Source organism: Micromonospora reichwaldensis (genome assembly GCF_031845925.1).
Taxonomy (GTDB): Bacteria; Actinomycetota; Actinomycetes; order Mycobacteriales; family Micromonosporaceae; genus Micromonospora; species Micromonospora reichwaldensis.
Map to the genome: position 1 here is coordinate 42,573 of NZ_JAVRFL010000027.1, position 23,180 is coordinate 65,752.

At 73.6% G+C, this 23,180-nt stretch carries 26 protein-coding genes; 11 read left to right on the plus strand and 15 right to left on the minus strand.

The window, feature by feature from the left end:
* Positions 1-12 precede the first annotated feature (12 nt).
* The 3 genes from RM555_RS21555 to RM555_RS21565 are packed head-to-tail and all read right to left on the minus strand — an operon-like array spanning position 13 to position 4,585.
* Positions 13-1,182 (minus strand): anhydro-N-acetylmuramic acid kinase, encoded by a 1,170-nt coding sequence (locus tag RM555_RS21555; protein ID WP_311413440.1) that lies wholly within the window; start codon positions 1,180-1,182, stop codon positions 13-15.
* Positions 1,179-2,477: a class I SAM-dependent RNA methyltransferase gene (locus RM555_RS21560; RefSeq protein WP_311413441.1), complete on the minus strand. Its 1,299-nt coding sequence runs from the start codon at positions 2,475-2,477 to the stop codon at positions 1,179-1,181. The genes RM555_RS21555 and RM555_RS21560 overlap by 4 nt, the downstream gene beginning before the upstream one ends.
* Positions 2,474-4,585: an APC family permease gene (locus tag RM555_RS21565; protein ID WP_311413442.1), complete on the minus strand. Its 2,112-nt coding sequence runs from the start codon at positions 4,583-4,585 to the stop codon at positions 2,474-2,476. The genes RM555_RS21560 and RM555_RS21565 overlap by 4 nt, the downstream gene beginning before the upstream one ends.
* Positions 4,586-4,747: 162 nt before the next feature.
* On the opposite strand from RM555_RS21565, the gene RM555_RS21570 reads away from it, so the two are divergent.
* Both RM555_RS21570 and RM555_RS21575 read left to right on the plus strand, forming a co-directional pair.
* A complete protein-coding gene (locus RM555_RS21570) occupies positions 4,748-5,413 on the plus strand; it encodes a potassium channel family protein (RefSeq protein WP_151452454.1) in 666 nt (221 codons plus the stop codon).
* Between the two features lie 2 nt (positions 5,414-5,415).
* Entirely contained in the window at positions 5,416-6,105 is a 690-nt protein-coding gene (locus RM555_RS21575) for a potassium channel family protein (protein WP_311413477.1), read from the plus strand.
* Positions 6,106-6,115: 10 nt separating this feature from the next.
* Here RM555_RS21575 and RM555_RS21580 read toward each other — a convergent pair whose 3' ends face one another.
* The 4 genes from RM555_RS21580 to dut form a co-directional block, all read right to left on the minus strand.
* A complete protein-coding gene (locus RM555_RS21580; RefSeq protein WP_311413443.1) occupies positions 6,116-6,799 on the minus strand; it encodes a DUF3159 domain-containing protein in 684 nt (227 codons plus the stop codon).
* A 31-nt stretch (positions 6,800-6,830) separates the two neighbouring features.
* Entirely contained in the window at positions 6,831-7,211 is a 381-nt protein-coding gene (locus RM555_RS21585) for an OB-fold nucleic acid binding domain-containing protein (protein ID WP_311413444.1), read from the minus strand.
* Positions 7,212-7,338: 127 nt separating this feature from the next.
* Entirely contained in the window at positions 7,339-8,007 is a 669-nt protein-coding gene (locus tag RM555_RS21590; protein WP_311413445.1) for a DUF3710 domain-containing protein, read from the minus strand.
* Positions 8,008-8,032: 25 nt separating this feature from the next.
* On the minus strand, positions 8,033-8,611 hold the full coding sequence (gene dut / locus RM555_RS21595; RefSeq protein ID WP_311413446.1) for a dUTP diphosphatase: 579 nt from the start codon (positions 8,609-8,611) through the stop codon (positions 8,033-8,035).
* 90 nt (positions 8,612-8,701) lie between these two features.
* Between dut and RM555_RS21600 the strand changes: the two genes are divergently transcribed.
* Positions 8,702-9,202: a DUF3093 domain-containing protein gene (locus RM555_RS21600; protein WP_311413478.1), complete on the plus strand. Its 501-nt coding sequence runs from the start codon at positions 8,702-8,704 to the stop codon at positions 9,200-9,202.
* A gap of 148 nt (positions 9,203-9,350) precedes the next feature.
* Here the strand turns inward: RM555_RS21600 and RM555_RS21605 are convergent, their stop codons facing one another.
* Both RM555_RS21605 and RM555_RS21610 read right to left on the minus strand, forming a co-directional pair.
* On the minus strand, positions 9,351-10,220 hold the full coding sequence (locus RM555_RS21605; protein ID WP_311413447.1) for a hypothetical protein: 870 nt from the start codon (positions 10,218-10,220) through the stop codon (positions 9,351-9,353).
* 139 nt (positions 10,221-10,359) lie between these two features.
* On the minus strand, positions 10,360-10,656 hold the full coding sequence (locus RM555_RS21610) for a DUF4193 domain-containing protein (RefSeq protein ID WP_013284790.1): 297 nt from the start codon (positions 10,654-10,656) through the stop codon (positions 10,360-10,362).
* Positions 10,657-11,090: 434 nt separating this feature from the next.
* Between RM555_RS21610 and RM555_RS21615 the strand changes: the two genes are divergently transcribed.
* On the plus strand, positions 11,091-11,603 hold the full coding sequence (locus RM555_RS21615; protein WP_311413448.1) for a LytR C-terminal domain-containing protein: 513 nt from the start codon (positions 11,091-11,093) through the stop codon (positions 11,601-11,603).
* 112 nt (positions 11,604-11,715) lie between these two features.
* Here the strand turns inward: RM555_RS21615 and RM555_RS21620 are convergent, their stop codons facing one another.
* Positions 11,716-12,534 carry an inositol monophosphatase family protein gene (locus RM555_RS21620; protein ID WP_311413449.1) on the minus strand — a complete coding sequence of 273 codons (819 nt, stop codon included), beginning with the start codon at positions 12,532-12,534 and terminating at the stop codon, positions 11,716-11,718.
* Between the two features lie 315 nt (positions 12,535-12,849).
* Here RM555_RS21620 and RM555_RS21625 point away from each other — a divergent pair, with 315 nt between their 5' ends.
* The 3 genes from RM555_RS21625 to RM555_RS21635 all read left to right on the plus strand — a co-directional run bounded on the left by RM555_RS21625 (position 12,850) and on the right by RM555_RS21635 (position 15,907).
* Positions 12,850-13,281, plus strand: a complete 432-nt coding sequence (locus RM555_RS21625) for a hypothetical protein (protein WP_311413450.1) — start codon at positions 12,850-12,852, stop codon at positions 13,279-13,281.
* Between the two features lie 540 nt (positions 13,282-13,821).
* On the plus strand, positions 13,822-15,429 hold the full coding sequence (locus RM555_RS21630) for an RNA polymerase sigma factor (RefSeq protein ID WP_311413451.1): 1,608 nt from the start codon (positions 13,822-13,824) through the stop codon (positions 15,427-15,429).
* Between the two features lie 244 nt (positions 15,430-15,673).
* On the plus strand, positions 15,674-15,907 hold the full coding sequence (locus tag RM555_RS21635; RefSeq protein ID WP_074474066.1) for a DUF7455 domain-containing protein: 234 nt from the start codon (positions 15,674-15,676) through the stop codon (positions 15,905-15,907).
* Positions 15,908-16,048: 141 nt separating this feature from the next.
* On the opposite strand, the gene RM555_RS21640 is transcribed toward RM555_RS21635, so the two are convergent.
* From RM555_RS21640 to RM555_RS21650, 3 genes are all read right to left on the minus strand, one after another.
* Entirely contained in the window at positions 16,049-17,779 is a 1,731-nt protein-coding gene (locus RM555_RS21640; protein ID WP_311413452.1) for a DEAD/DEAH box helicase, read from the minus strand.
* Between the two features lie 205 nt (positions 17,780-17,984).
* Positions 17,985-18,635: a trimeric intracellular cation channel family protein gene (locus tag RM555_RS21645; protein WP_311413453.1), complete on the minus strand. Its 651-nt coding sequence runs from the start codon at positions 18,633-18,635 to the stop codon at positions 17,985-17,987.
* A 40-nt stretch (positions 18,636-18,675) separates the two neighbouring features.
* Positions 18,676-18,894, minus strand: coding sequence for a DUF3039 domain-containing protein (locus RM555_RS21650; protein WP_089001394.1), 219 nt, complete (start codon positions 18,892-18,894; stop codon positions 18,676-18,678).
* Positions 18,895-18,981: 87 nt separating this feature from the next.
* Here RM555_RS21650 and RM555_RS21655 point away from each other — a divergent pair, with 87 nt between their 5' ends.
* Both RM555_RS21655 and RM555_RS21660 read left to right on the plus strand, forming a co-directional pair.
* Positions 18,982-19,911, plus strand: a complete 930-nt coding sequence (locus RM555_RS21655) for a pseudouridine-5'-phosphate glycosidase (protein WP_311413454.1) — start codon at positions 18,982-18,984, stop codon at positions 19,909-19,911.
* Positions 19,908-20,804 carry a carbohydrate kinase family protein gene (locus RM555_RS21660; RefSeq protein ID WP_311413455.1) on the plus strand — a complete coding sequence of 299 codons (897 nt, stop codon included), beginning with the start codon at positions 19,908-19,910 and terminating at the stop codon, positions 20,802-20,804. Before RM555_RS21655 ends, RM555_RS21660 begins: the two co-directional genes overlap by 4 nt.
* 27 nt (positions 20,805-20,831) lie before the next feature.
* Here RM555_RS21660 and RM555_RS21665 read toward each other — a convergent pair whose 3' ends face one another.
* Positions 20,832-21,188, minus strand: a complete 357-nt coding sequence (locus RM555_RS21665) for a DUF3099 domain-containing protein (protein ID WP_132233017.1) — start codon at positions 21,186-21,188, stop codon at positions 20,832-20,834.
* Positions 21,189-21,294: 106 nt separating this feature from the next.
* Between RM555_RS21665 and RM555_RS21670 the strand changes: the two genes are divergently transcribed.
* The gene (locus tag RM555_RS21670; RefSeq protein WP_311413456.1) at positions 21,295-21,582 is read left to right on the plus strand and encodes a hypothetical protein; all 288 of its coding nucleotides are present in this window, start codon (positions 21,295-21,297) and stop codon (positions 21,580-21,582) included.
* Positions 21,583-21,595: 13 nt separating this feature from the next.
* Entirely contained in the window at positions 21,596-21,907 is a 312-nt protein-coding gene (locus RM555_RS21675; RefSeq protein WP_311413457.1) for a hypothetical protein, read from the plus strand.
* Positions 21,908-21,916: 9 nt separating this feature from the next.
* On the opposite strand, the gene RM555_RS21680 is transcribed toward RM555_RS21675, so the two are convergent.
* Positions 21,917-23,155 carry a low temperature requirement protein A gene (locus RM555_RS21680; RefSeq protein WP_311413458.1) on the minus strand — a complete coding sequence of 413 codons (1,239 nt, stop codon included), beginning with the start codon at positions 23,153-23,155 and terminating at the stop codon, positions 21,917-21,919.
* Positions 23,156-23,180: the final 25 nt, after the last annotated feature.

Below are 23,180 nucleotides of genomic sequence, written 5' to 3' on the forward strand. Positions count from 1 at the left end.
CGCCTCCGGTGGTCAGGCCGCGATCCGCAGCCGCCGGGGCGCCGGGCCGGCCGGGGCACCCCGGTACGCCGGCCCGGACGGGGTCCAGGAGCCCAGCACGGCGGCCCGGGCGGCACCGGTCACCGAGGGCAGCGCACCGGGCAGCCCGTGCCAGGAGAGCCAGCCCAGCAGGGCGAACGCGTACGCCTCCTTGGCCTGCGCGGGCACCCCCAGCTCGTCGGTGGTGCGCAGCCTCCAGCGCCCCGCCCCGAGGGCGGCCAGCCGGGCGGTCAGGGTGGGGTTGCGCACCCCGCCGCCGGCCGCCACCACCTCCGCCACCCCGTGCCGGTCGCACTCGGCGGCCACCACCCGGGCGGTCAGCTCGGTCAGGGTGGCGAGCACGTCGTCGGCCGGCACCGCCTCGCCGAGGGCGGCCAGCCGGGCGTCCAGGTAGCCGGCGTGGAACAGTTCCTTGCCTGTCGACTTGGGCGGCGGCGCCGCGTAGTACGGCTCGGCGAGCAGCGCGTCGAGCAGGCCGGGGTGCACCCGGCCGGCCGCCGCGCGGGCGCCGTCGAGATCGCAGGGCCGCCCGAGGAGGCGGCGGGCCGCCGCGTCGAGCAGCGCGTTGGCGGGCCCCACGTCGTATCCGAGCACCGGCCCGCCCGGCGTGAGCACCGTGAGGTTGGCGATGCCGCCCAGGTTGAGCGCGGCGCGCGGGGCCGCGCCGTCGGCCGGGTCGAGCAGCAGCGCGTCGAACGCCGGGACCAGGGGCGCGCCCTGCCCGCCGGCCGCGACGTCCGCCGAGCGCAGGTCGCTGAGCACGGGTACGCCCACCCGGGCGGCCACCCGGGCCACCGCGCCCAGTTGCAGGGTGCCCAGGGCGCGCCCGTCGGCGACCCAGTGGAAGACCGTCTGCCCGGGCGAGACCACCGCGTCGACCGTGCCGCCGGCCAGCTCGACACCGATCGCCGCCGCCTCGGCGAAGACCTCGCCGAGGCGGTTGTCCAGCCGGCAGACCGCCTCGATCGTGGTGCTCCCGGGCGGCAGCAGCGCGCCGATCGCTTCGCGCAGCCCGTCGTCGTAGTCGACGGCGCGGTGCCCCAGCGGGCGCAGCCGCAGCGTGTCCCCGTCGAGGGTGAACTCGGCGGCGGCCACGTCCACCCCGTCGTACGACGTCCCCGACATCAGTCCAACGATCCTCATGTAAGGAAGGGCCCCTTCTTAACGGATTCGGTAGAGGAAGGGTCCCCTCCTAACCCCGCGGCGGGCAGGAGCAGACCGACCAGCTCGACGTGCTGGGTCATCGGGAACAGGTCGAAGCCGCGCAGCGCGGTCAGCCGCCAGCCCAGCCCGGCGAAGGTGCGCACGTCGCGGGCGAAGGCGGCCGGGTCGCAGGCCACGTACGCCACCGCGCGGGGACCGGCGGCCACGATGTCGCGCACCACCCGGGCGCCCGCGCCGGAGCGCGGCGGGTCGAGCACCACCACGTCGACCGGCCCGGTGATCCGGCGGCGGGCCAGCGCGGTCTCCACCCGGGCCGGCACGACCTCCACCCGGGGCAGGTCGCGCAGGTTCTCCCGGGCGGCGGCGACGCCCTGGGCCGCCGACTCGACCAGGGTGACGCGGCCCGCGTCGCCGACCCGGCCGGCGAGTGCGGCGGCGAAGAGCCCCGCCCCGCCGTAGAGGTCCCAGGCCCGCTCCCCCGGGCGCGGGTCGAGCAGCTCCAGCACGGCGTCGACCAGGGTGTCGGCGGCGGCCGGGTGAACCTGCCAGAACGACGACGGCGGCAGCGTCCACTCCCGGCCGGCGGCCACCTCGCGGACCAGGTCCGGGCCGCGCACCGTGCGGGGCACCCCGTCGGCGACGGCGGTCATGGCCACGTCCCCGCCGGTGGAGGCGACCGTCTCGACCGCGTCCGCGTCCGGCCAGCGCGCCCCGGTCGGGGCCAGCACGGGCAGCTCGCGGATCGCCGGGTGGGCGATCAGGCAGCGGTCGATCGGGACCACCTCGTGCGAGCGGTGCTTGAGCAGGCCGGCCCGGCCCGCCCCGTCGACGGCGTAGCGGACCCGGGAGCGCCAGCCGAGCGGCCCGCCGGGCAGCGCCTCGACCCGGACGCCGAGGGCGTCCAGCTCGGCGTCGGTGAGCCCGCCGAGGCGGGTGAGCTGCTCGCGCACCACCGCCGCCTTCCAGTCGAGCTGGGCGGCCGGGGCGACGTGTTGCAGGTCACACCCGCCGCACCGGCCCGGCTTCGCGTACGGGCAGGGCTGCTCGACCCGGTCCGGGGCGGCCTCGAGCACGCTCACCGCGTCGGCCCGGACGAACCCCTTGTGCACCTCGGTGACCTCGGCGACCACCCGCTCGCCGGGCAGCGCGTGCCGGACGAAGACCACCTGGCCGTCCACCCGCGCGACGCAGTGCCCGCCGGGCGCGACCGCCCCCACGGTCAGCTCGACCCGCTCGGCCTCCTCCAGCCCGCGGCCGTTCCCGTGCGCGCTCACCGTTCACCTCCACCACTCGGGCCGCTCTCGCCGGGCGGCGCGGACACGACGGGCGGGCCGCTCTCGCCCGGCGGCGCGGACACGACGGGCGGGACGCTCGGCGGCAGGGTGCCGCGCGGCGCGACCCGGGGGCCGCGTGCCGGCCCCCGGCTCAGTGTGGCGTCCAGCCGGTCCAGGTCCTTGCCGGCGGTCGAGGCGAGCTGCCACGGCACGCTGGTCACCATCACCCCCGGTTCGAAGAGCAGCCGGCCCTTCAGGCGCAGCGCGCTCTGGTTGTGCAGCAGGTGCTCCCACCAGCGCCCCACCACGTACTCCGGGATGAAGACCGTGACCACGTCGCGCGGCGACTCCCGGCGGACGCCGGCCACGTAGTTCAGGATCGGGCGGGTGATCTCCCGGTACGGCGAGTCGACCACGGTCAGCGGGACGGGCAGGTCCCGCCGCTCCCACTCCGCCTGCAACTCCCGGGTGTCCTTCTCGTCGACGTTGACGGTCACCGCGGTCAGCGTGTCCGGCCGGGTGGCCCGGGCGTACGCGATCGCCCGCAGCGTCGGCTTGTGCAGCTTGCTGACCAGCACGACGGCGTGGTTGCGGGCGGGCAGCACGGCGCGGCCCTCGTCCGGCGGGGTGAGCTCTGCCGCGACCCGGTCGTAGTGCCGGCGGATGCCCAGCATGAGCACGTAGATCATCGCCATCGCGGCGATGGCGATCCACGCGCCGAGCAGGAACTTGGTGACGAGCACGACGACCAGCACCGCGCCGGTCATCGCCATGCCGAAGGTGTTGATCGCCCGGGAGCGGAGCATCCGCCGGCGCGCCTGCGGGTCCCGCGCGGTCCTCAGGTGCCGGTTCCAGTGCCGGATCATGCCGGCCTGGGAGAGCGTGAAGGAGACGAAGACGCCGACGATGTAGAGCTGGATGAGCTTGGTCACCTCGGCCTGGAAGCCGACGATCAGCACGATCGCGGCGACGGCCAGGAAGACGATGCCGTTGGAGAAGGCCAGCCGGTCGCCGCGGGTGTGCAACTGCCGGGGCAGGTAGCGGTCCTGGGCGAGGATCGAGCCGAGCACCGGGAAGCCGTTGAAGGCGGTGTTCGCGGCCAGGAAGAGGATCAGCGCGGTGACCCCGGCGACCACGAAGAGCAGCACGGAGCCGGAGCCGAAGACCGTCTCCCCGAGCTGGGTGGTGACGGTCTTCTGCACGTACCCCTCGGGGCCGGAGATGATCTGGAGCCTCGGGTCCTCGACGAACTGCAGGCCGGTGAGGCGGGACAGCCAGATGATGCCGACCAGCATGGCCACCGAGATCGTGCCGAGCAGCAGCAGCGTGGTGGCCGCGTTGCGGCTCTTCGGCGCCTTGAACGCCGGCACCCCGTTGGAGATCGCCTCCACGCCGGTCAGCGCCGCGCAGCCCGAGGAGAAGGTGCGCAGCAGCAGGAAGACCAGGGCGAAGCCGGTGACGCTGTGCTCGGCCTGGATCTCCAGGCCGGCGCTGGGCGCGCGCAGGTCGTGGCCGAGCACGAACACCCGGACCAGGCCGGTGAGCAGCATCCCGACCATCACGATGATGAAGCCGTAGGTGGGGATGGCGAAGGCCGTGCCGGACTCCCGCAGGCCGCGCAGGTTCACCGCCGTGAGCAGCACCACCGCGGTGACCGCGATCAGCACCTTGTGGGTGGCCACGAACGGCACCACCGAGCCCAGGTTGGCCACCCCGGAGGAGACCGAGACCGCGACCGTGAGCACGTAGTCCACCAGCAGCGCGCTGGCCACCGCGACCCCCGCCCGGGGCCCGAGGTTGACCGTGGCCACCTCGTAGTCGCCGCCGCCGGAGGGGTAGGCGTGCACGTTCTGCCGGTAGCTGGCGACGACGGTGAGCATCACCACCACGACGGCCAGGGCGATCCACGGCGAGAAGAAGTACGCCGAGGCGCCGGCGATGGAGAGGGTCAGCAGGATCTCGTCGGGCGCGTACGCGACGCTGGAGAGCGCGTCGGACGCGAACACGGGCAGCGCGATGCGCTTGGGCAGAAGCGTGTGCTTGAGCCGGTCGGACCGGAACGGTCGACCGAGGAGCAGCCGCTTCAGCAGCGAGGTGGGTCTGGCCACAACGGCCAAGCCTACGACCAGCCGGGCGGGCGTCGCGGGGTGGTCGATCGCGGCGGGGCGGAGCGGCGGAGTACCGTCGGTCCGCACTCGCGCCGGCAACGTGGCAGGCTCGCAGACGGCACGCTCACCGGCCGGGTGTGGCGCACCTTGAGGAGGGACGCGGTGCATGTCGTGATCATGGGTTGTGGCCGGGTCGGCTCGACCCTCGCCTACAGCCTGGAGTCCCGGGGGCACTCGGTCGCGGTCATCGACCACGACGCCGACGCCTTCCGCCGGCTCGGCCCGGACTTCGCCGGGATCACCGTCACCGGCGCCGGCTTCGACGGGGAGGTGCTGCGGCAGGCCGGCATCGAGCGGGCGGACGCCTTCGCGGCCGTCTCCAGCGGCGACAACTCCAACATCATCTCGGCCCGGCTCGCCCGGGAGACGTTCGGCGTGTCCCGGGTGGCGGCGCGGATCTACGACCAGCGCCGCGCGCAGGTCTACGAGCGGCTCGGCATCCCCACCGTGGCCACCGTCCGGTGGACCGCCGAACGGATGCTGCGGCACCTGGTGCCGGAGGGGAACGTGGAGATCTTCCGCGACCCGACGAGCACGGTGTCGATCATCGAGGTGCCGGTGCACAAGGACTGGGTCAGCCGCCCGGTACGCGCCCTGGAGGGGGCGACCGGGGCCCGGGTGGCGTACCTGATCCGCTTCGGCATCGGCACGCTGCCGACCCGCTCCAGCGTCGTCCAGGAGGGCGACCAGCTCTTCATGCTGGTCACCGACGACATCGCGGAGACGGTCACGTCGGTGGCGGCGGCGCCGCCGGAAGGAGGGCTGTGAGCATGCGCATCGCCATCGCCGGCGCGGGCAACGTGGGCCGCTCGATCGCCCAGGAGCTGATCGACAACGGCCACCAGGTGATGCTCATCGAGCGCCAGCCCAGGATGCTCCGCCCCGACCGGGTGCCGGCCGCCGACTGGGTGCTGGCCGACGCCTGCGAGCTGGCCAGCCTGGAGGAGGCCGACATCGCCGGCTGCGACGTGGTGGTCGCGGCCACCGGGGACGACAAGGTCAACCTGGTGGTCTCGCTGCTGGCCAAGACCGAGTTCGCGGTGGCCCGGGTGGTAGCCCGGGTCAACCGGGCCGAGAACGAGTGGCTCTTCACCGAGCAGTGGGGCGTCGACGTCGCGGTGAGCAAGCCGCGGGTGATGGCCGCCCTGGTCGAGGAGGCGGTCACCGTCGGCGACCTGGTCCGGCTGATGACGTTCCGGCAGGGCGAGGCGAACCTGGTGGAGATCACCCTGCCGCCGACGGCTCCGTACGTCGGGGAGCCGTTGCGCGCGGTCCCGCTGCCCCGCGACTCGGCGCTGGTGGCGATCCTGCGCGGCAAGCGGGTGCTGGTGCCCACGCCGGACGACCCGTTGGAGGCCGGCGACGAGCTGATCTTCGTGTGCACCGCGGAGGTCGAGGACGCGGTCCGCGCGGTGGTGCTCGGGGCGGACAGCGTCGAGCGCACCCGCGAGCAGCGCTGAGGCGGCGGCCTCAGCCGCCGGGCAGCGCCTCGGACTCCGACTCCCGGGTCACCCGGCGGACCGTCCAGACCGTGATCAGCAGCAGCAGCACGTACGGCGGGTAACCCAGCACCAGCCGCGCCACGCCGAGCGCCGTGTCCTGGTGGGCGAGGTAGAGCCCCGCCTGCACGCCCACCTTGGCCAGCCACACCACGCCCCACAGCACGGTGAGCCCGGTGAAGGTCCGGACCAGGCGCGGGTCGTCGCGCCACTCCGAGCGGCCCTTGGCCACCAGCACCGACCAGATCCACCCCACGAGGGGCTGCCGGAGCGCCGCCGAGAGCAGCAGGGCCAGTCCGTAGCCGATGCCGTAGAGGATGCCGGGGAGGTAGAAGTCCCGCTCGTCGCCGGTACGCCAGGCGATCGCGGCGCCGACCGCGACGCCGAAGAGCCCGTTGACGGCGTGCCGCACCGGCCGGCGCTGCGCCAGCCGCAGCCCGGCGATCGCGAGGGCCACCGCCACGGAGGCGATCACGGCGGGTCGCAGCTCGCCGATGATGTTGGCCAGCACGAAGACGACCACCGGGATGCTGGACTCGACCAGGCCCCGCCAGCCGCCGAGCTGGTCGGCCATCTGCTCGGCGAGGGTGGGCAGCGGCTCCTCGCCCTGCGGGTCGCTCTCCGACTGTGCCGCCCGGTGCTGTCCCGTCGTCATCGCACGCCTTCCGTCCGCCGCGGCCACCGGGTCACTTCGGCGGTTCCAGCTCGTAGTACGGGTTGTAGATCACCTTGCGGTCGTCGCGCACCGCCACCCGGCCGCGCGCGGTCAGGTGCCGGCCGGGCTCGATCCCGGCGATGTGCCGCCGGCCCAGCCAGACCAGGGTGACCACGTCGCTGCCGTCGTAGAGGTCCGCCTCCAGCGTGGGTAGGTTGGTCCGCGGGGTGTAGACGACCGTACGCAGCCGACCGGCCACCGAGACCACCTGGCCCCGCGTGCACTGCCCGGCCGGAACACCGCCGTGCTCGGCGCTCTCCCGGCGCAGCTCCTGCGCCTCGATCTCCGCCTCGCTCGCCGTGAGCCGTCGCAGCATGCGGCGCAGCGGACCCCGGCCCTCGTCGGTCGTCATGACCTCCGCGTCACCCTCTCCACGCTGGGCCGACGCGTCGCCGGCACCCGGGACGACCCCGGCAACGCCGGAACCGTCCCGCCAGCGTACGCCGACGGGGCCGGTCCCGGCGCGTCGTGACGGACGCTCAGGCCTCGCGGGGCGCGGGCGCGGGGTTGCCGTCGGCCGGCGCCCCCTGGCCCGCCTGGTCGGCCACCTCACGGGGCAGCCGCAGCGGCAGCGGCTCGCGCACCGGCTTGGCCTCCTGGCCCCGGTCGACCACCAGGCCGTCGAGGCACTCGGCCAGCGGGCCGGCGGCGGCCGGGTCGGTGGCCACCTCGCCCTGGTAGACGCCGCGGACCATCCAGCGCGGCCCGTCGATGCCGACGAACCGCAGGTCGGTCAGCCCGTCCTGGGTACGCACGCGGGCGTGCAACTCGATGCCGTACTCGCCCTGGACCTCCTGGGCCGCCGCGCCGTCGTTGAACAGCGACTGGCGGATCTCCTCGCGCACCTCGTCCCAGATGCCCTCGGAGCGCGGCGCGGCGAAGACACCGAGCTGGAGCGCGTTCGGACCGTGCACGAGCACGACCTGCTGGATCACGCCCTCCGGGTCGGCCTGCACCCGCACCTCGACGTCGCGCACCGCCGGGATGTGCAGGCTGCCCAGGTCGAGCCGCTGCACCCCCTCGGGGGCCTCGGAGATGTCGTACGGGCCACGGGCCGGGGTCGACTCCTCGTGCGAGTCGAGGACCTCGGTCGTCCGCTCGTCACGGGCGTGCCGTCCGGCACTGTCCCGCTTCCGGGAGAAGATCACTGCGCCAACCCTCCGCTGTTCGTTCTCACCCTGCCACCTCTTCCGTCCGGCCGCCTGCCCGGTCCCGCTCTTCCCGTCGCACGTCCGGCGCCCGCCGTCCGTCCGGTGCCTCCGGGGCCGCGTCCTGCCCGCCGTCCGCCGGGGACGGCACCAGGCCGGCGTGGCCGCCAGTGGAGCCGTGGCCGCCGGTCCCGCGCCGGGACGCGGGCAGCTCGGCCACCGGCCGGAAGTCCGCCCGCGCCACCCGCTGCACGACGAGCTGCGCGATGCGGTCACCACGGGAGATCTTCGCCGGTGTCTCCCGATCATGGTTGATCAGGTTGACCAGGATCTCACCCCGGTAGCCGGCGTCGACCGTACCGGGCGCGTTGAGCACCGTCACGCCGAGTCTGGCCGCGAGCCCCGAACGGGGATGGACCAGGCCCACGTACCCCTCGGGCAACGCGATCGCCACGCCGGTCGGGACCAGGGCCCGGCCGCCGGGTGGCAGCTCGACGTCCGCCGCGGCCACCAGGTCCGCGCCGGCATCGCCGGGATGGGCGTACGCCGGCAGCGGCAGCTCGGGGTCGAGCTGCCGTACGGGCACGGGTACGACGTCGGTCACGGTTCTCCTCTTCCGTCCGTTTCCTGGGGTGACCCTGCCATCCTGCCGGTTCCGTCGCCCGTCGTGCGCCGTACCCTCGCAGGAGTGAGCCTGTCACCATCCTCGCCGTCCCCGGCGCCGCCCGCCGCGGTGCCCCCGCAGCACGCCGAGCGGCTCGGTCTGCCCTGGTGGCTGTGGTTGGGTGGCCTGGCCGCGGCCACGCTGCTGGCCCTCGAGGTCTGGATGGGCGCCCCCGGCGTCCGCGCCTGGCTGCCCTTCGTCGTGCTGCTCCCGGCGACCGTCGCCGGCCTGGCCTGGCTGGGCCGGATCCGGATCGCCGTACGCGACGACGAGCTGCGGGTGGACGACGCCCGGCTGCCGGTCCGGTTCGTCGCCGACGTCGTCCCGTTGGACGCCGCCGGCCGGCGTGAGGTGCTCGGGGTCGGCGCCGACCCGCTGGCGTTCGTGGTGCAGCGGCCGTGGATCCCCGGCGCCGTGCAGGTGGTCCTCGACGACCCGGCCGACCCCACCCCGTTCTGGGTGGTCAGCACCCGGCACCCGGTCGAGCTGGCCGAGGCGGTCCTCGCCGCCCGCGACGCCGCCCGGGCCTGAGTTCGTCCGGCGCCCGGTCGCGCCGTCCCCCTGCCCGACGCCGGTCCCTCCGCTCGGGCCCCGGCTGCCCGTTCGGCCGCTGCCCGTTCGCTCCGGCGCTGTCCGGCGACGTTCGGGACCCGGCCCGTGGTCGCTGCCGGTTGCCCGCTCAGCGGGCGCCGGGGAGGGCCGGCGGGGCGTCCGGCAGGGCCTTGGCCTGGCGACGCAGGTCGCTGCGGAGCTGGTCCGCCATGGTCCGGGTGGCCCGGCGGTTGAGGTAGCTGGCCACCGCCGCCCCGGTGAGGAAGGGCCCGAGAGTGGTCAGGTTGCGGCCGAAGCGCTTGAGCAGCGTGTCCCGCAGCTCCTTGCGCGCGGCGGTGCCCAGCACGGCGCTCACCCCGACACCGGGCATCATCGGGTTGATCCCCCGCTGGCCGGCCCAGGACTGCACCAGCGCGACCGCCCGCTGGGTGCCGCCGCTCGGCACCGGAACCCCGTAGACCTCGTGCAGTTCGCCGATCAGCTTGAGTTCGACCGCCACCACGGCGACCGTCTCGGCGGCCAGCAGGACCGGCGCGGAAAGCAGGGTCGGGGCGACCGCCCACTCGACCGCCGCCACTCCCCCGCCGGCGGCGCCGATGCCGGCCGTCGTCCGCGCGGCGTTGCGGACCAGCCGCTCGGCCAACGCCTCGCCGTCCAGGCCGTCGAAGTGCCGGCGCAGGGTGGCCAGGTCGCGTACGGGCACGTGCGGGGCGACCTCGGCGACCGTGTCGACCATCCAGCGCACCGCGCTCTTCGGCTTGAACAGGTCGGTCAGCCCACGCGCCCGCGCCTGCCCGACGAGCCGGCCGAGCAGTTGCCGCCGGCGCGCCGGCTCGACGTCGTCGGCGGTCAGGGCCGCGACGGTGGCACCCAGCTCGTCCGCACCGCGCGCGGGCACCGCGTCGGCGTGGTCGTCCCGCGCGACGGGGGCGTCCGCGCCGTCGGCCCGGCCCTGGTCCGCGCCACGCGTGCCGCCGGACTCGCTCCGCTCGCTCATGGTCCGACCTCCCGAATGGACCGACGTCGTCATGACGGTCACCCGTCAAGGAGTCAAGCAGGTCCCCGGGAATGCCGCACGGCGACTCGGGCAGCGGCGGCCCCGACGAGGGAGCCGCCGCTGGTGCGGACGCACGGTGTCAGACGCACTCGCGGCAGATCAGGTCGCCGTTGCGCTCGACCGCCAACTGGCTGCGGTGGTGCACCAGGAAGCAGCGGGCACACCGGAACTCGTCCTGCTGCATCGGCAGCACCTTGACCGTGAGTTCCTCGTCCGCCAGGTCGGCGCCGGGCAGCTCGAAGCTCTCGGCCACCTCGGCCTCGTCGACGTCCACGGCGCCCGACTGTGAGTCGACGCGTCGGGCCTTGAGCTCTTCCAGGCTGTCCTCGCCGAGGTCGACCTCGTCGCGACGCGGGGCGTCGTAGTCGGTGGCCATCGGTTTCACTCTCCCATATCGATGTTGTCGCTTCCGGTTGTAACGCCGGACGACGCTGTTTCGGTTCCGCTGGCCCGCCACCACTTGTGTCGGTCACCCGACCCGAAGACAGCACGGACGGAGGCATCCAGACGAACACCCCTGGCGAGCGCGGAACCTTACCCCCCAACAGGCGAGGCATGTATACCGCCCTCGTGGCTGAGATGTACGCCCCCGCACGCGAAGTTGTTCCCAATGTGACTCAGGCGACACGAAGATAGGGGTAGTAGTACCCGGTTCCTGGATGGCGCGCCGGCATGTCCGGCTGTTTCCACGCGACCGCCGGACACCCGTTAACCTCAGCGGCGTACTCCGGCGGCCGGCGGGGCGGCCCGACCGCCGACGGTCGCCACCACCACGTCTGTCTGGGGAGCGCCCTGATGAGCTTTGCGCGAGTGCGAGCACTCGTTGTCGTCGGACTACTGGCGCTGGTGGCCCTGGTCTTCGTGGTCGTGGCCCTGGTCCGCGACACACAGAGCGGGGCGGGCGTCGCCGCGGGCTGCCCGGAGGGGTGGCCGCTGGCGAACACCGCACTACCTGAGCGCAAGGATGTCAAGATCAACGTTCTCAACGCCAGCGAGCAGCCGGGCCTCGCCCGCCAGATCGGCGACGAGTTCCGCAACCGGCAGTTCCAGGTCAAGAAGATCGGCGAGGAGAAGAAGAAGATCGACGACATAGCGGTGTTGCGGTACGGCCCGAAGGGCGTGGGCTCGGCGCACGTGCTGCGAGCCTACTTCCTCGACGACGCCGACACGGTGTACGACGCGAAGCGCACGGACGACACGGTCGACGTGGTGCTGGGCGGGTCCTTCCAGCAGCTCGCCACCACCACCGAGGTCAACCAGTCCCTCGGCGACCTGGGCTCGCCGGTAGCGCCACCCGGCTCCTGCCCGGCACCGAAGGAGTGACCGCCACCGCGGCGCGCCGACCGGACCGGACGCCTCGTGGGGAAGCTCTCCCGAGGCCGCGTGGGGGCGCCTCCGCGTCGCCGCCGGCGGGACCGGACCGCCGTCCGGCCGGTCAGGGACCGCCGGACGCGTCGAGGTCGGCGAGGCGGGCGTGCAGCGGCTCGAACAGCGCCGGTGGGGCGGCGACCACCATGTCCGGTCCGGCCGGCACCCCGCGCAGCCCGTCGACCCGCAGGCCGGCCTCATGGGCCACCAGGCCGCCCGCCGCGAGGTCCCAGGCCGCGAGGCCCTTCTCGTAGTACGCGTCCACCCGGCCCTCCGCGGCGTAGCAGAGGTCGATCGCGGCGGCACCGAGCCGCCGGATGTCCCGCACGTGCGGGATCAGGTCGGCCACCACGCGGGCCTGGTGCGCCCGACGCCGCGGGTCGTACCCGAAGCCGGTGGCCACCAGCGCCTGGCCGAGGTCCGTCTCGGTGGAGCAGCGCAGCCGCGTACCGCCGCGCCAGGCGCCGCCGCCCGCGGTGGCCGTCCACTCGTCGCCCGTGCTGATGTTGCGCACCACCCCGGCGACCACGGTGCCGTCCACCTCGGCGGCCAGCGAGACCGCGGAGTGCGGCAGGCCGTACAGGTAGTTCACGGTGCCGTCGATCGGGTCGACGATCCAGCGGACCCCGCTGCCGGGCCCGCCCGCCGCGGCCCCGCCGTACTCCTCGCCGAGCACCGAGTCGTCGGGACGGAGGGTCGCCAGCGCGTCGAGGACCTGCCGCTCGACCGCCCGGTCGGCGGCGGTGACCACATCGGTGACGGTGGACTTGGTCGCGGCCACCGAGACCCCTTCGGTGCGCATCCGGTGGGCGGTCCCCGCCGCGTCCCGGGCCACCTCGATCGCGATCTTGAGCAGTTCCTGTGGCGTCGGCGCCGGACTGGTCATGGGTCGCCCCCTCTGTGCGGGTGGTGGGTGGGTACCGGCACGACCTCACCGGCGTCGTCGACGTCTCTCCGCAGCGCCGTGCCCACGCCTCATCATCGCCTACCCGTACCGGGCGACCGGACGCCGGTCCGGCGAGGTCGATGGGGTGCCGCAGACAGGTCACGGCGGGCACCGACATCCATCGCCGGACAGTGCGTGACGGCGCGCATTCGCTCCGTATTGACATCGCCGCAATCGGCTCGATAAGGTGCTGATCAATGCAGTTGGTTCATTCCAACCAGCTGGCCACACACAACTGAAAGAACGGGGGACGCAGTGGCTGAAAAGCTGCTCGAAGACGCACGCCGATGGGGAAAGAGGGCCATCGTCACCACCGGGGTGGCGCTTACCGCAATCGTGGCGACGGGCACGGCCGCGCACGCCGCGACCACCCACCAGTACGCGCGCTACGGCAACCAGACCAAGATCTACGGCGAGGCGTGGTTCAACAGCGGCGCCTGCTGCATCCCGGAGCGCAACGCCTTCACGGTCAAGGACTCTTCCTCGGACGGCACCCGGATCAAGGTCTACTGGTCCGGCGCCCGGACCGGCAACTACACCCTTCCGGTGGAAGGGGCGGGACAGGAACGGACCTTCAGCATCGAGACCAGCAACGTATCGCGCGCCGTTATCCACTGGAAGGTCTGCACGCTGGTAAGTGGTGGCGTCGAATGGTGCAACCCCCTGATGAACGACTACATCGACTGAGTCGCCCCGCTCCGAAAGCGTTGTAACGCATTTATGTGTCGACGCGGTCGCCGTTTTCCATGTGAAAGCGTCGACCGCGTCGCCGCATTTCCTACCGGCGCCGCGGCCCCGGCCGCGGCAACGTTCGACCGGCGGCAGGTGAGGTCACGTGCCACCGTCCGAACTGCGAACCCCGGGCGAACCCGGACCTCGGCGGCCGCCCCCACCGGCTCGCGGAGCCCCGGGCGACCGCGAAGAGCAGATCTCAGCGGGTGCACCGCCGACTGCCGCGACCCGACGGTCCGTGCTCGGCGCGCAGGGTACGATCGCCAAAAAGTCCACCTCTGTGCCAAATCGGCGGTCCCCGTCGCCGGTACGCCGTGCGCCGCAGGATGATCGCGCCGGACGGCGTTACAATTCACCCTGCCCACGCGCCACGGACCGCCAGCGACCCGGCCGGCCCGGGACACGGGGGTCCCTCAACCACATCGCCCGGCAACGTGCCCCGCTCTGCGTCGGACGACCCGGCCGTGCTCGCTCTTCGCCTCCGGAAGGTCATTCGTGACAGAACCCCGCCAGACCGGCGCCGACGTTCGCTCGCTCACCGACACTCTGATCGCCCACGCGCAGAGCGCCGGCGGCCAGCTCACGTCGGCCCAGCTCGCGCGCACCGTCGAGTCCGCCGAGGTGACTCCGGCCCAGGCCAAGAAGATCCTGCGGGCGCTCTCCGAGGCGGGAGTGACCGTGGTGGTCGACGGCTCGGCGAGCACCCGCCGCCGCGTCGCCGCCGCCCGATCGGCCACCCCCGCGTCCCGGGCCACCACCGCCAAGACCACCAAGAAGGCCGTCGCGCCCGCCCCGAAGCAGGCGCCTGCCGCGGACGAGGCCCCGGCGCCCGCCCCGCGCAAGGCCGCCCCGCGCAAGGCCACCGGCACCACCGCCGAGGTGGCCGCCAAGGCCGCCGCTCCCGCGAAGGCGACCAAGTCGACCCGGGCCACCAAGGCGACGGTCGCGGCGGCCGGCGTCAAGCCGGCCAAGGCCGGCGGCAAGGCCAAGGGCGAGGGCGAGGGCGACATCGACCCGGAGGAGCTCGCCGCCACGATCGAGGACGTGGTCGTCGAGGAGCCGGCGGAGCTGACCCGTGCCGCCGAGACCGACGCCGCCAACTCGGCCAGCGACAACGACTTCGAGTGGGACGACGAGGAGTCCGAGGCGCTCAAGCAGGCGCGTCGCGACGCGGAGCTGACCGCCTCCGCAGACTCGGTCCGGGCCTACCTCAAGCAGATCGGCAAGGTCCCGCTGCTCAACGCCGAGCAGGAGGTGGAGCTGGCCAAGCGGATCGAGGCCGGGCTCTACGCCGCCGAGCGGCTGCGCGCTGCCGACGAGGGCGAGGAGAAGCTCACCCGGGAGATGCAGCGGGACCTGGGCTGGATCTCGCGCGACGGCGAGCGCGCCAAGAACCACCTGCTGGAGGCCAACCTCCGGCTGGTCGTCTCGCTGGCCAAGCGCTACACCGGTCGCGGCATGGCCTTCCTCGACCTGATCCAGGAGGGCAACCTCGGCCTGATCCGCGCGGTCGAGAAGTTCGACTACACCAAGGGCTACAAGTTCTCCACGTACGCCACCTGGTGGATCCGGCAGGCGATCACCCGCGCCATGGCCGACCAGGCCCGCACCATCCGCATCCCGGTGCACATGGTCGAGGTCATCAACAAGCTCGGCCGCATCCAGCGCGAGCTGCTCCAGGACCTGGGCCGCGAGCCCACCCCGGAGGAGCTCGCCAAGGAGATGGACATCACACCGGAGAAGGTGCTGGAGATCCAGCAGTACGCCCGGGAGCCCATCTCGCTGGACCAGACCATCGGCGACGAGGGCGACAGCCAGCTCGGTGACTTCATCGAGGACTCCGAGGCCGTGGTCGCGGTCGACGCGGTCTCGTTCTCGCTCCTGCAGGATCAGCTCCAGCAGGTGCTGCAGACGTTGTCCGAGCGTGAGGCGGGGGTGGTACGCCTGCGCTTCGGGCTGACCGACGGTCAGCCGCGCACGCTGGACGAGATCGGTCAGGTCTACGGGGTGACCCGGGAACGCATCCGGCAGATCGAGTCCAAGACGATGTCCAAGTTGCGCCACCCGTCGCGTTCGCAGGTGCTCCGGGACTACCTGGACTGATCGCGATCGTCAACCGAACGTGTCGTTTTGACCACCTGGCGTGCAACGTCGGAAGGTGATCGTTCGGTTGCACGATTGTGATCGTTGACGTGGCACCCTTGGTGCACGGCACACTGTCCCTGCCATGTGTGACCTCGGTCCCCCGCGGGCACACAGGGAAGGCAGCGCCGGGACAGGGTGTTGCACGATAGGTGAGCAAAGACCGAAGAGAGTGTTCATCGGTGACGACCAGAGGAGGAAGGCGATGACCCCGACCCTCACGCCGCCGCCCGAGACGGTGGCTCCCCCAGCCGCCGATGAACGGTGCGACCGCTGCAATGCTGCCGGCAAGCTCCGGATCACTCTGGCGGGTGGGAGCGAGCTGGTGTTCTGTGGGCACCACGCGAACAAGTACGCGGAGGATCTCGTGAAGATCACCGTACGGTTCGCGACGGACCCGGAGTTCAGCTGGCGTGGCGCCGATCTGATGGCGAACTGAGATCCGCAGACCCACGACATAGCCGGCCGGAGGCCCCCTGAGGGGGCCTCCGGCCGGCTTTTGCGTCCTTCCCGCCCCGGCCCGCCCGATCCGCCCGGCCCGCCCGATCCCGGGCACCGGTGGCGGCCCGGGCGACAGCCGTCAGAGGGTCTGCACGGTGGCGATGCGTTCCTCGAGCTGCTCGATGGTGGCCTGGGCGCTCGGCGGGCCGCCGCAGAGGCGGCGCAGCTCCGCGTGGATCTTCCCGTGCGGCTGCCCCGTGCGGTGGTGCCGGGCGGCCACGAGGGCGTTCAGTTGGCGGCGTAGGGCGACCCGACGCTGGGCGGCACTCATCGGTACCGGCGGCGCCGTGGGAGCCGCAGCGGCCGCCTCAGCCGGCCTGGCGGCCCGGCGGCGCTGGGCCGCGAGCTGTTCCTGCTGCCGCTTGGTCAGCAGGAGGGCCACCTGGTCGGCGGTGAGCAGCCCGGGCAGGCCCAGGTACTCCTCCTCCTCGGGGGTGCCGGCCTGTGCGGCGGTGCCGAACGAGGCGCCGTCGAAGATCACCTGGTCCAGCTCGGCCGTGGCGGAGAGTGCGGCGAAGCGCTTCTCCAGCTCGCCGCTGGCCTGGTCGTCGCGCTGGGCGCGCTCCAGCAGCTCGTCGTCGAAGCCCTCGCGGTCCTTGGGCTTGCCGAGCACGTGGTCCCGCTCGGCCTCCATCTCGCTGGCCAGCCCGAGCAGGTGCGGCACGCTGGGCAGGAAGACCGAGGCGGTCTCGCCGGGGCGGCGGGCGCGGACGAACCGGCCGATCGCCTGCGCGAAGTAGAGCGGGGTGCTGGCGCTGGTCGCGTACACGCCGACCGCCAGCCGGGGGATGTCGACGCCTTCGGAGACCATCCGGACCGCCACCAGCCAGCGCTGCTCGGACGCCGCGAACGTCGCGATCCGCGCCGAGGCGCCCACGTCGTCGGAGAGCACCACCGCCGCGCGCTCGCCGGTCACCTGCGCGATGAGCTTCGCGTACGAGCGGGCGGTCTGCTGGTCGCTGGCGATGATCAGCCCGCCGGCGTCGGGCATCCCCGCGTTGCGCAGCACGGTCAGCCGGGCGTCGGCGGCCCGCAGCACCTGCGGCATCCAGTCGCCGGCCGGGTCCAGCGCGGTGCGCCACGCCTGCGCGACGAGGTCCTGGGTCATCGGCTCGCCGAGCCGCGCCGCCAGCTCCTCCCCGGCGTTGGTGCGCCACCGCGTCTCCCCCGAGTACGCCAGGAAGAGCACCGGCCGGACGACGCCGTCGCGCAGCGCGTCGGCGTAGCCGTAGACCGAGTCGGCGCGGGAGCGCAGCAGCCCGTCGCCGCCCCGCTCGTACTCGACGAACGGGATCGGGTTGTCGTCGGAGCGGAACGGGGTCCCGGTGAGCATCAACCGGCGCTCGGCGCCCTCGAAGGCCGCCTTCACCCCGTCGCCCCAGGAGCGGCTGTCCCCCGCGTGGTGGATCTCGTCGAGGACGACCAGGGTGCGCCGGGTGAGGGTGCGCCGCTTGTGCACGTGCGGCGCCATGCCCACCTGCGCGTACGTCACGACGGCGCCGTGGAAGTCGGCGGAGGAGTGCAGGTCGGCGTTGCGGAAGGCGGCGTCGAGCTGGATGCCGACCCGGGCCGCCGCCTGCGCCCACTGGGTCTTCAGGTGCTCGGTCGGCGCCACCACGGTCACCGCGTCGACGGTGCCGTCGGCGAGCAGCTCGGCGGCGATCCGCAGGGCGAAGGTGGTCTTTCCGGCGCCGGGGGTGGCGACCGCTGTGAAGTCGGGATCCCGCCGACGCAGGTACTCCACGAGTGCCTTGCGCTGCCATGCGCGCAGTGCCGGAAATGTCTCGATCGCCGGCAACCGGGCCGCCACGGGAAGCTCCTCTCCGACCGCCTGACGGCGGACCCCGGGCGAGGGCCACGGGTACCGCCGCCCATGAAAACGCCTCCGCGCAGTGGGTGCCGCGAAGGCCGACCCAGCATAACCAGCGCCGCCCCGCCGGGCCCAGGCGACATACGGGCCACGCCGGTCCCATCCGCCTCCGCCCGGTTACGAGCGACGCGAGCGCCGCCCTGAGTCACTCCCGCCGGCCGCGCATGCCCGTCCTGGGCGGCCGCGCGGTCGGCACCGGGGCGGACCACCGGCGGCGCAGCGACACCAGGCGCAGCAGGAAGACGAAGACCGCCGCGGCCGTGAGCCAGCCGGCGTTGGCGTGCCCGAGGGCGTTCAGCAGCACCACGAGGATCGAGCCGGCGAGCGCGGCGACGGCGTAGATCTCCCGCCGCAGCACCACCGGGATCTCGGCGGTGAGCAGATCCCGCCCGAGACCGCCGCCGATCGCGGTGAGCATGCCGATCACGCAGGCCCCCACCGCCGGCACCTGGGCGTCGAGGGCCTTGACCGTGCCGGTGACGGTGAACAGCGCCAGCCCGGCCGCGTCCAGCACCAGCACGGTGGTGCGCAGCCGGGCGAACTCAGGGTGCAGCCAGAAGACGGCGGCGGCGGTGACGGCGGCCGTGGCGGCGTACCGCCAGTCGCCGAAGGCCAGCGGCGGCGCCTCGTCGATCGCCAGGTCCCGGAAGATCCCGCCACCGAGCGCGGCCACGAAGCCGACGAAGACGACGCCGAAGAGGTCGAGCCGTTTGGCCACCGCCGCGGAGGCCCCGGAGGCGGCGAAGACCGCCACCCCGGTGAGGTCGGCGAGGAGCAGGGCGGTGGAGGTGGTCACCGGCGAAGGTTACGTGCGCGACCGGGAGGGTCGCCCACGCTCACTCGCCCCAGGAGTCGTAGATCTCCTTGCACTTCGGGCAGACCGGCGAGCCGGGCTTGGCGGCCTTGGTGACCGGGAAGGTCTCCCCGCAGAGCGCGACGACGAAGGTGCCCATGACGGCACTCTCGGCGATCTTCTCCTTGCGCACGTAGTGGAACATCTCGGGACCGGTGTCGGCGTCCTTCAGCTCCGGACGCTCGAGAACCTCTGTGCTCACTTCTGCACCTCCGACCGTCAAGTCTGGCAGGTCACCCCCGCTCCGGTCCACTTCAGGTCGCCCGGGCGGGGGCCGTACGGTGGTGACGTGACCGACTTTCACATCCGCTACGGCAGCGAGGTTGCCGACGCCCTGCGCGACGGGCGTCCCGTCGTCGCCCTGGAGAGCACCATCGTCTCGCACGGCCTGCCCCGGCCGGACAACCTGCGGGTGGCCCGCGAGATCGAGCAGGCCGTCCGGGACGCGGGTGCGGTCCCGGCGACCATCGGCATGGTCGGCGGGCGGCTGGTGGTGGGCCTGGACGACGCGGAGCTGACCCGGCTCGCCACCGTCGACGGGGTCGCCAAGCTCTCCGTACGCGATCTCGCCGTCGCCGCCGCGACCGGCGCGGACGGCGCCACGACCGTGGCCGCGACCAGCGCGGTGGCCGACGCCGCCGGGATCGGCGTGTTCGCCACCGGTGGCCTCGGCGGGGTGCACCGGGAGGCGGCGCAGACCTTCGACGAGTCCGCCGACCTGGTCACCCTGGCCCGTACGCCGATCGCGGTGGTCTGCGCCGGGGTGAAGTCGATCCTCGACGTGGGCGCGACCCTGGAGCGGCTGGAGACCCTCGGCGTCGGCGTGGTCGGCTTCCGGACCCGGCGCTTCCCCGGGTTCTTCATCACCGACGGCGGCTTCGACCTGGACTGGTCGCTGGACTCCCCGGAGCAGGTCGCGGACGTGCTGGTGGCCCGCGAGCAGCACGGCGCGCACCACGGCGGCCTGATCGTGGCCAACCCGCTGCCGACCGACGAGCAGCTCGACCCGGAGCTGCACGACCGTACCCTCGCCGACGGGCTGGCCCTGCTGGAGCGCGACGGGGTGACCGGCAAGGCCGTGACGCCCTACCTGCTCGCGTACTTCCACTCGGCGACCGAGGGGGCGAGCCTGGCGGTGAACGTCCGGATCATCCTGCGCAACGCCGACCTCGCGGCCCGCATCGCCGTCGCCGCGGCCGCCCGCCGCGCCGGGGCATGACCGCAGGCCGCGTCCTCGTCGTCGGTGACCTGATCACCGACGTGGTGGCGGTGCTGGCGGGGCCGGTGGCCACCGGGTCGGACACGCCGGCGGCGATCCGGTTCAGCGGCGGCGGGCAGGCCGCCAACACCGCGGCCTGGCTCGCCGCGCAGGGCGTACCTGTCACGCTGGTCGGTGCCGTCGGCGACGACGACGCCGGGCGCGACCGGGTGGCCGAGTTGGAGCGGGCGGGGGTCGACTGCGCGACGCGGGTGTGCCCCGACCGCGCCACCGGGACGGTCATCGTGCTGGCCACGGCCGGGGAGCGGTCGATGATCACCGAGCGGGGCGCGAACCTGCGGCTGACCCCGGGGGACGTCGACGCGGCCCTGACGGCGACGCCGGACGCGCGGCACCTGCACCTGTCCGGGTACACCCTGCTGGACGCCGAGTCCCGACCGGCGGGGCTGCGGGCGTTGGCCGCCGCCCGCGAGCGCGGGCTCACCACCAGTGTCGACGCGGCCTCCGCGGCCCCGCTGCGGCGGGTCGGCGCGGCGGCCTTCCTGTCCTGGGTACGTGGGATCGACCTGCTCCTGGTCAACGCCGACGAGGCGACGGTGCTGGCCGGCGGGCTGGACCCGGCGGCGCAGGGGCGGGCGCTGTCGGCCTCCGCCCGGCGGATCGTCGTCAAGCAGGGCGAGGCCGGGGCGGTCTGGGTGGACCGGGACGCCTCGGTGGCCGTGGCGCCGGCCCGCCGGGTGTCGGTGGTCGACGTCACGGGGGCCGGGGACGCGTTCGCGGCCGGGCTGCTGGCCGCCTGGCTCGACGGCGCGCAGCCGGCGGTGGCGCTGGGCCGCGCCGGCGACCTCGGCGCCCTCGCGGTCTCCCAGATCGGCGCCCGCCCCTCCCCCTGACCTGTGGGTCGGAAGGGCGGGGTGGGATCAGGGCTCGGCGTCGATGATCTTGTGCGGACGCTCCTCGGCGGTGAGGCTCATCGGCGGGGTCTCGTCCCGGTGCCGCGGCTGGAAGCGGTTGGCCAGCCGGTGCTCCTCCTTGGGCGGGCGGTCGTTGGCCAACAGCACCGCCAGCCACGGAATGAGCACCATGCCCAGGGCCACCATCGGCAGCCAGAGCCAGAGCAGCGGGGCCTGCACGCCGACCAGGACGGCACCGACGATCACGCAGGCCACCCGGATGCCCATCATCAGCACGTAACGCTTCTGACGGCTGGTGAGCTGATCGTCCTGGCTGCGCGAGGCGTCGGTGATCAGGATCGGCTGGTACGCCTGACGCTTCACCACGGACCTCCTCGAGGGGGTTACGCCCCATCCTGTCACCTGCGGCGCGTGATCAGCGAAAATCGCTCGACCCGGCTCCGTGTTACCTGCGTGGTACGCTCGCGCCGTGGGCAGCAGGTTCAGCTTCACCGACGAGGCGTTGGCCAACCTGAGGGTCTACGACGTCACGCCCGGGGAAGTCTGGGAGGCGCTGCACAGCAGCCGCCGGGTCATCCGACACCTCGGCGACGACGTGATGGTCGTCTACGCCGCCGCCCGCCGGGGGCGCCGGCTGGCCGTGCTGCTCGCCGAGGCCGACGGCACCGACAACGACTGGGACATCCTCTCCGCCCGCGAGCTGAGCGACGTCGAGGCGAAACGCTACGACGAGGCCGTGCGGAGATCTCGCCGATGAGGAGGCGGTGACGATGAACCGTAACGACGCGACCAAGCAGTTCCACAGCGGCGGTGACCGGCTCGCGGAGCTGATCGACGGGAGCCAGCAGGTGGAGCTTCCCACCCCCGACACCGACACCCCCATGGTCAGCCGCTCGGTGCGCCTGCCGCTGGAGACGTACGAGCGGGTCCGCGCCGCCGCCGACGCGCGCGGCATCGGGGTCACCACGCTCATGCGGCAGTGGATCGAGGCCGGCCTGGCCGACCTGGACGACTCGGCCACGGTCTCCCTCGCCGACGTCCGGCGGGCGCTGGCCGCCCTCTCCCGGCCGACCGCCGCCTGACCCGCCCCCTCACGGCGCGGGAAACTCGCCCCCGCCGGTCCCGCCGTGCCCGAGCGGCGACGCGGCCGGCTCGGACGGGCGGCCCCTGCTGCGCCGCGCGTCGGCGGACGCCACCCCCGCCAGCACCACGGCGACCAGCGCCAGGGCCGCCATCGGCGGCACCAGGGTGAGCGCCGGGCCCAGCAGGAGCAACACCAGCAGGCCCGCCACCCGGGACCGGGACACCCGGCCGAAGATCTCGTACTCGAAGCGGGCCCGGGCCGCCAGGAAGATCGCCGGGCCCCCGACGACGAAGACCAGCCAGGTCGGGTCGGTCCGGCCGTGCGGGTGCGCGATCACCAGTTCGTAACCGACGGCGGTGCTCAGCACGCCGACCACGATGACCAGGTGGGTGCTGCTGGCGGAGGTGCCCAGCCGCCCGGGCGACCGGGCCACCCGCAGCGCCTCGGCGAGCAGGTGACCCGCCCGGTGGAAGTAGATCCGCCAGAGCAGCGCCGTGGTGACGAAGGCGGTCGCGAAGGCGCCGGCCCGGTCGGCGGTGAATTCCGCGCCGCTGTACGTCAGCCCGATGACCAGGATGGTCTCCCCCAGCGAGATGAGGAAGATCTGCTGGTACCGGTCGGCCAGGTGCTCACCGGCGATCAGCCAGCCGGCGGTGCGCGCCGGGCCCAACCGGGGCAGCGGCCAGCCGAGCAGCAGGCCGGCGAAGTCGACGGCCACGGCGAGCACCCAGAGCGGCAGGCGCAGCTCCTCCGGCCCGACCGCCCCGGTCAGCCACGGCACGGCCCCCGCGACGGCCCAGGCGAAGAGCCGCAGCGGGACCGTACGGCGCGGATGGTGGCGCAGGGCCGTGGCGATGATCAGAGGCCGGACGAGCATCACCGCCAGGTACGCCAACACGAACGAGGCAGCCCGGTCCTCGAACGCCCGGGGCAGCGCCACGGCCATCACCATGGCGCCGAACATCGTCCCGACCACGACGAACTGGATCACCGGCTGCTCCGGCTCGTACCGGCTGGTGACCCAGGTGGTGATTGACCAGAGCAGCCACAGGGCCAGGAAGAGCACGCCCGTGCGCCCGATCTCGGCCAGCAGCGTCCCGACGGAGCCTCCGGTGCCCTCGACCAGGCGCAGCGAGACCCGGGTCAGCGCGAAGACGAAGACCAGGTCGAAGAAGAGCTCCAGGAAGGTGGCCCGGGGCGAGCTGTCCTCCGGCCGCAGCAACCGCCCGCCGCGTTCGTCCGTCATCGGCTGCCCGTCGTCGCCATCCTGC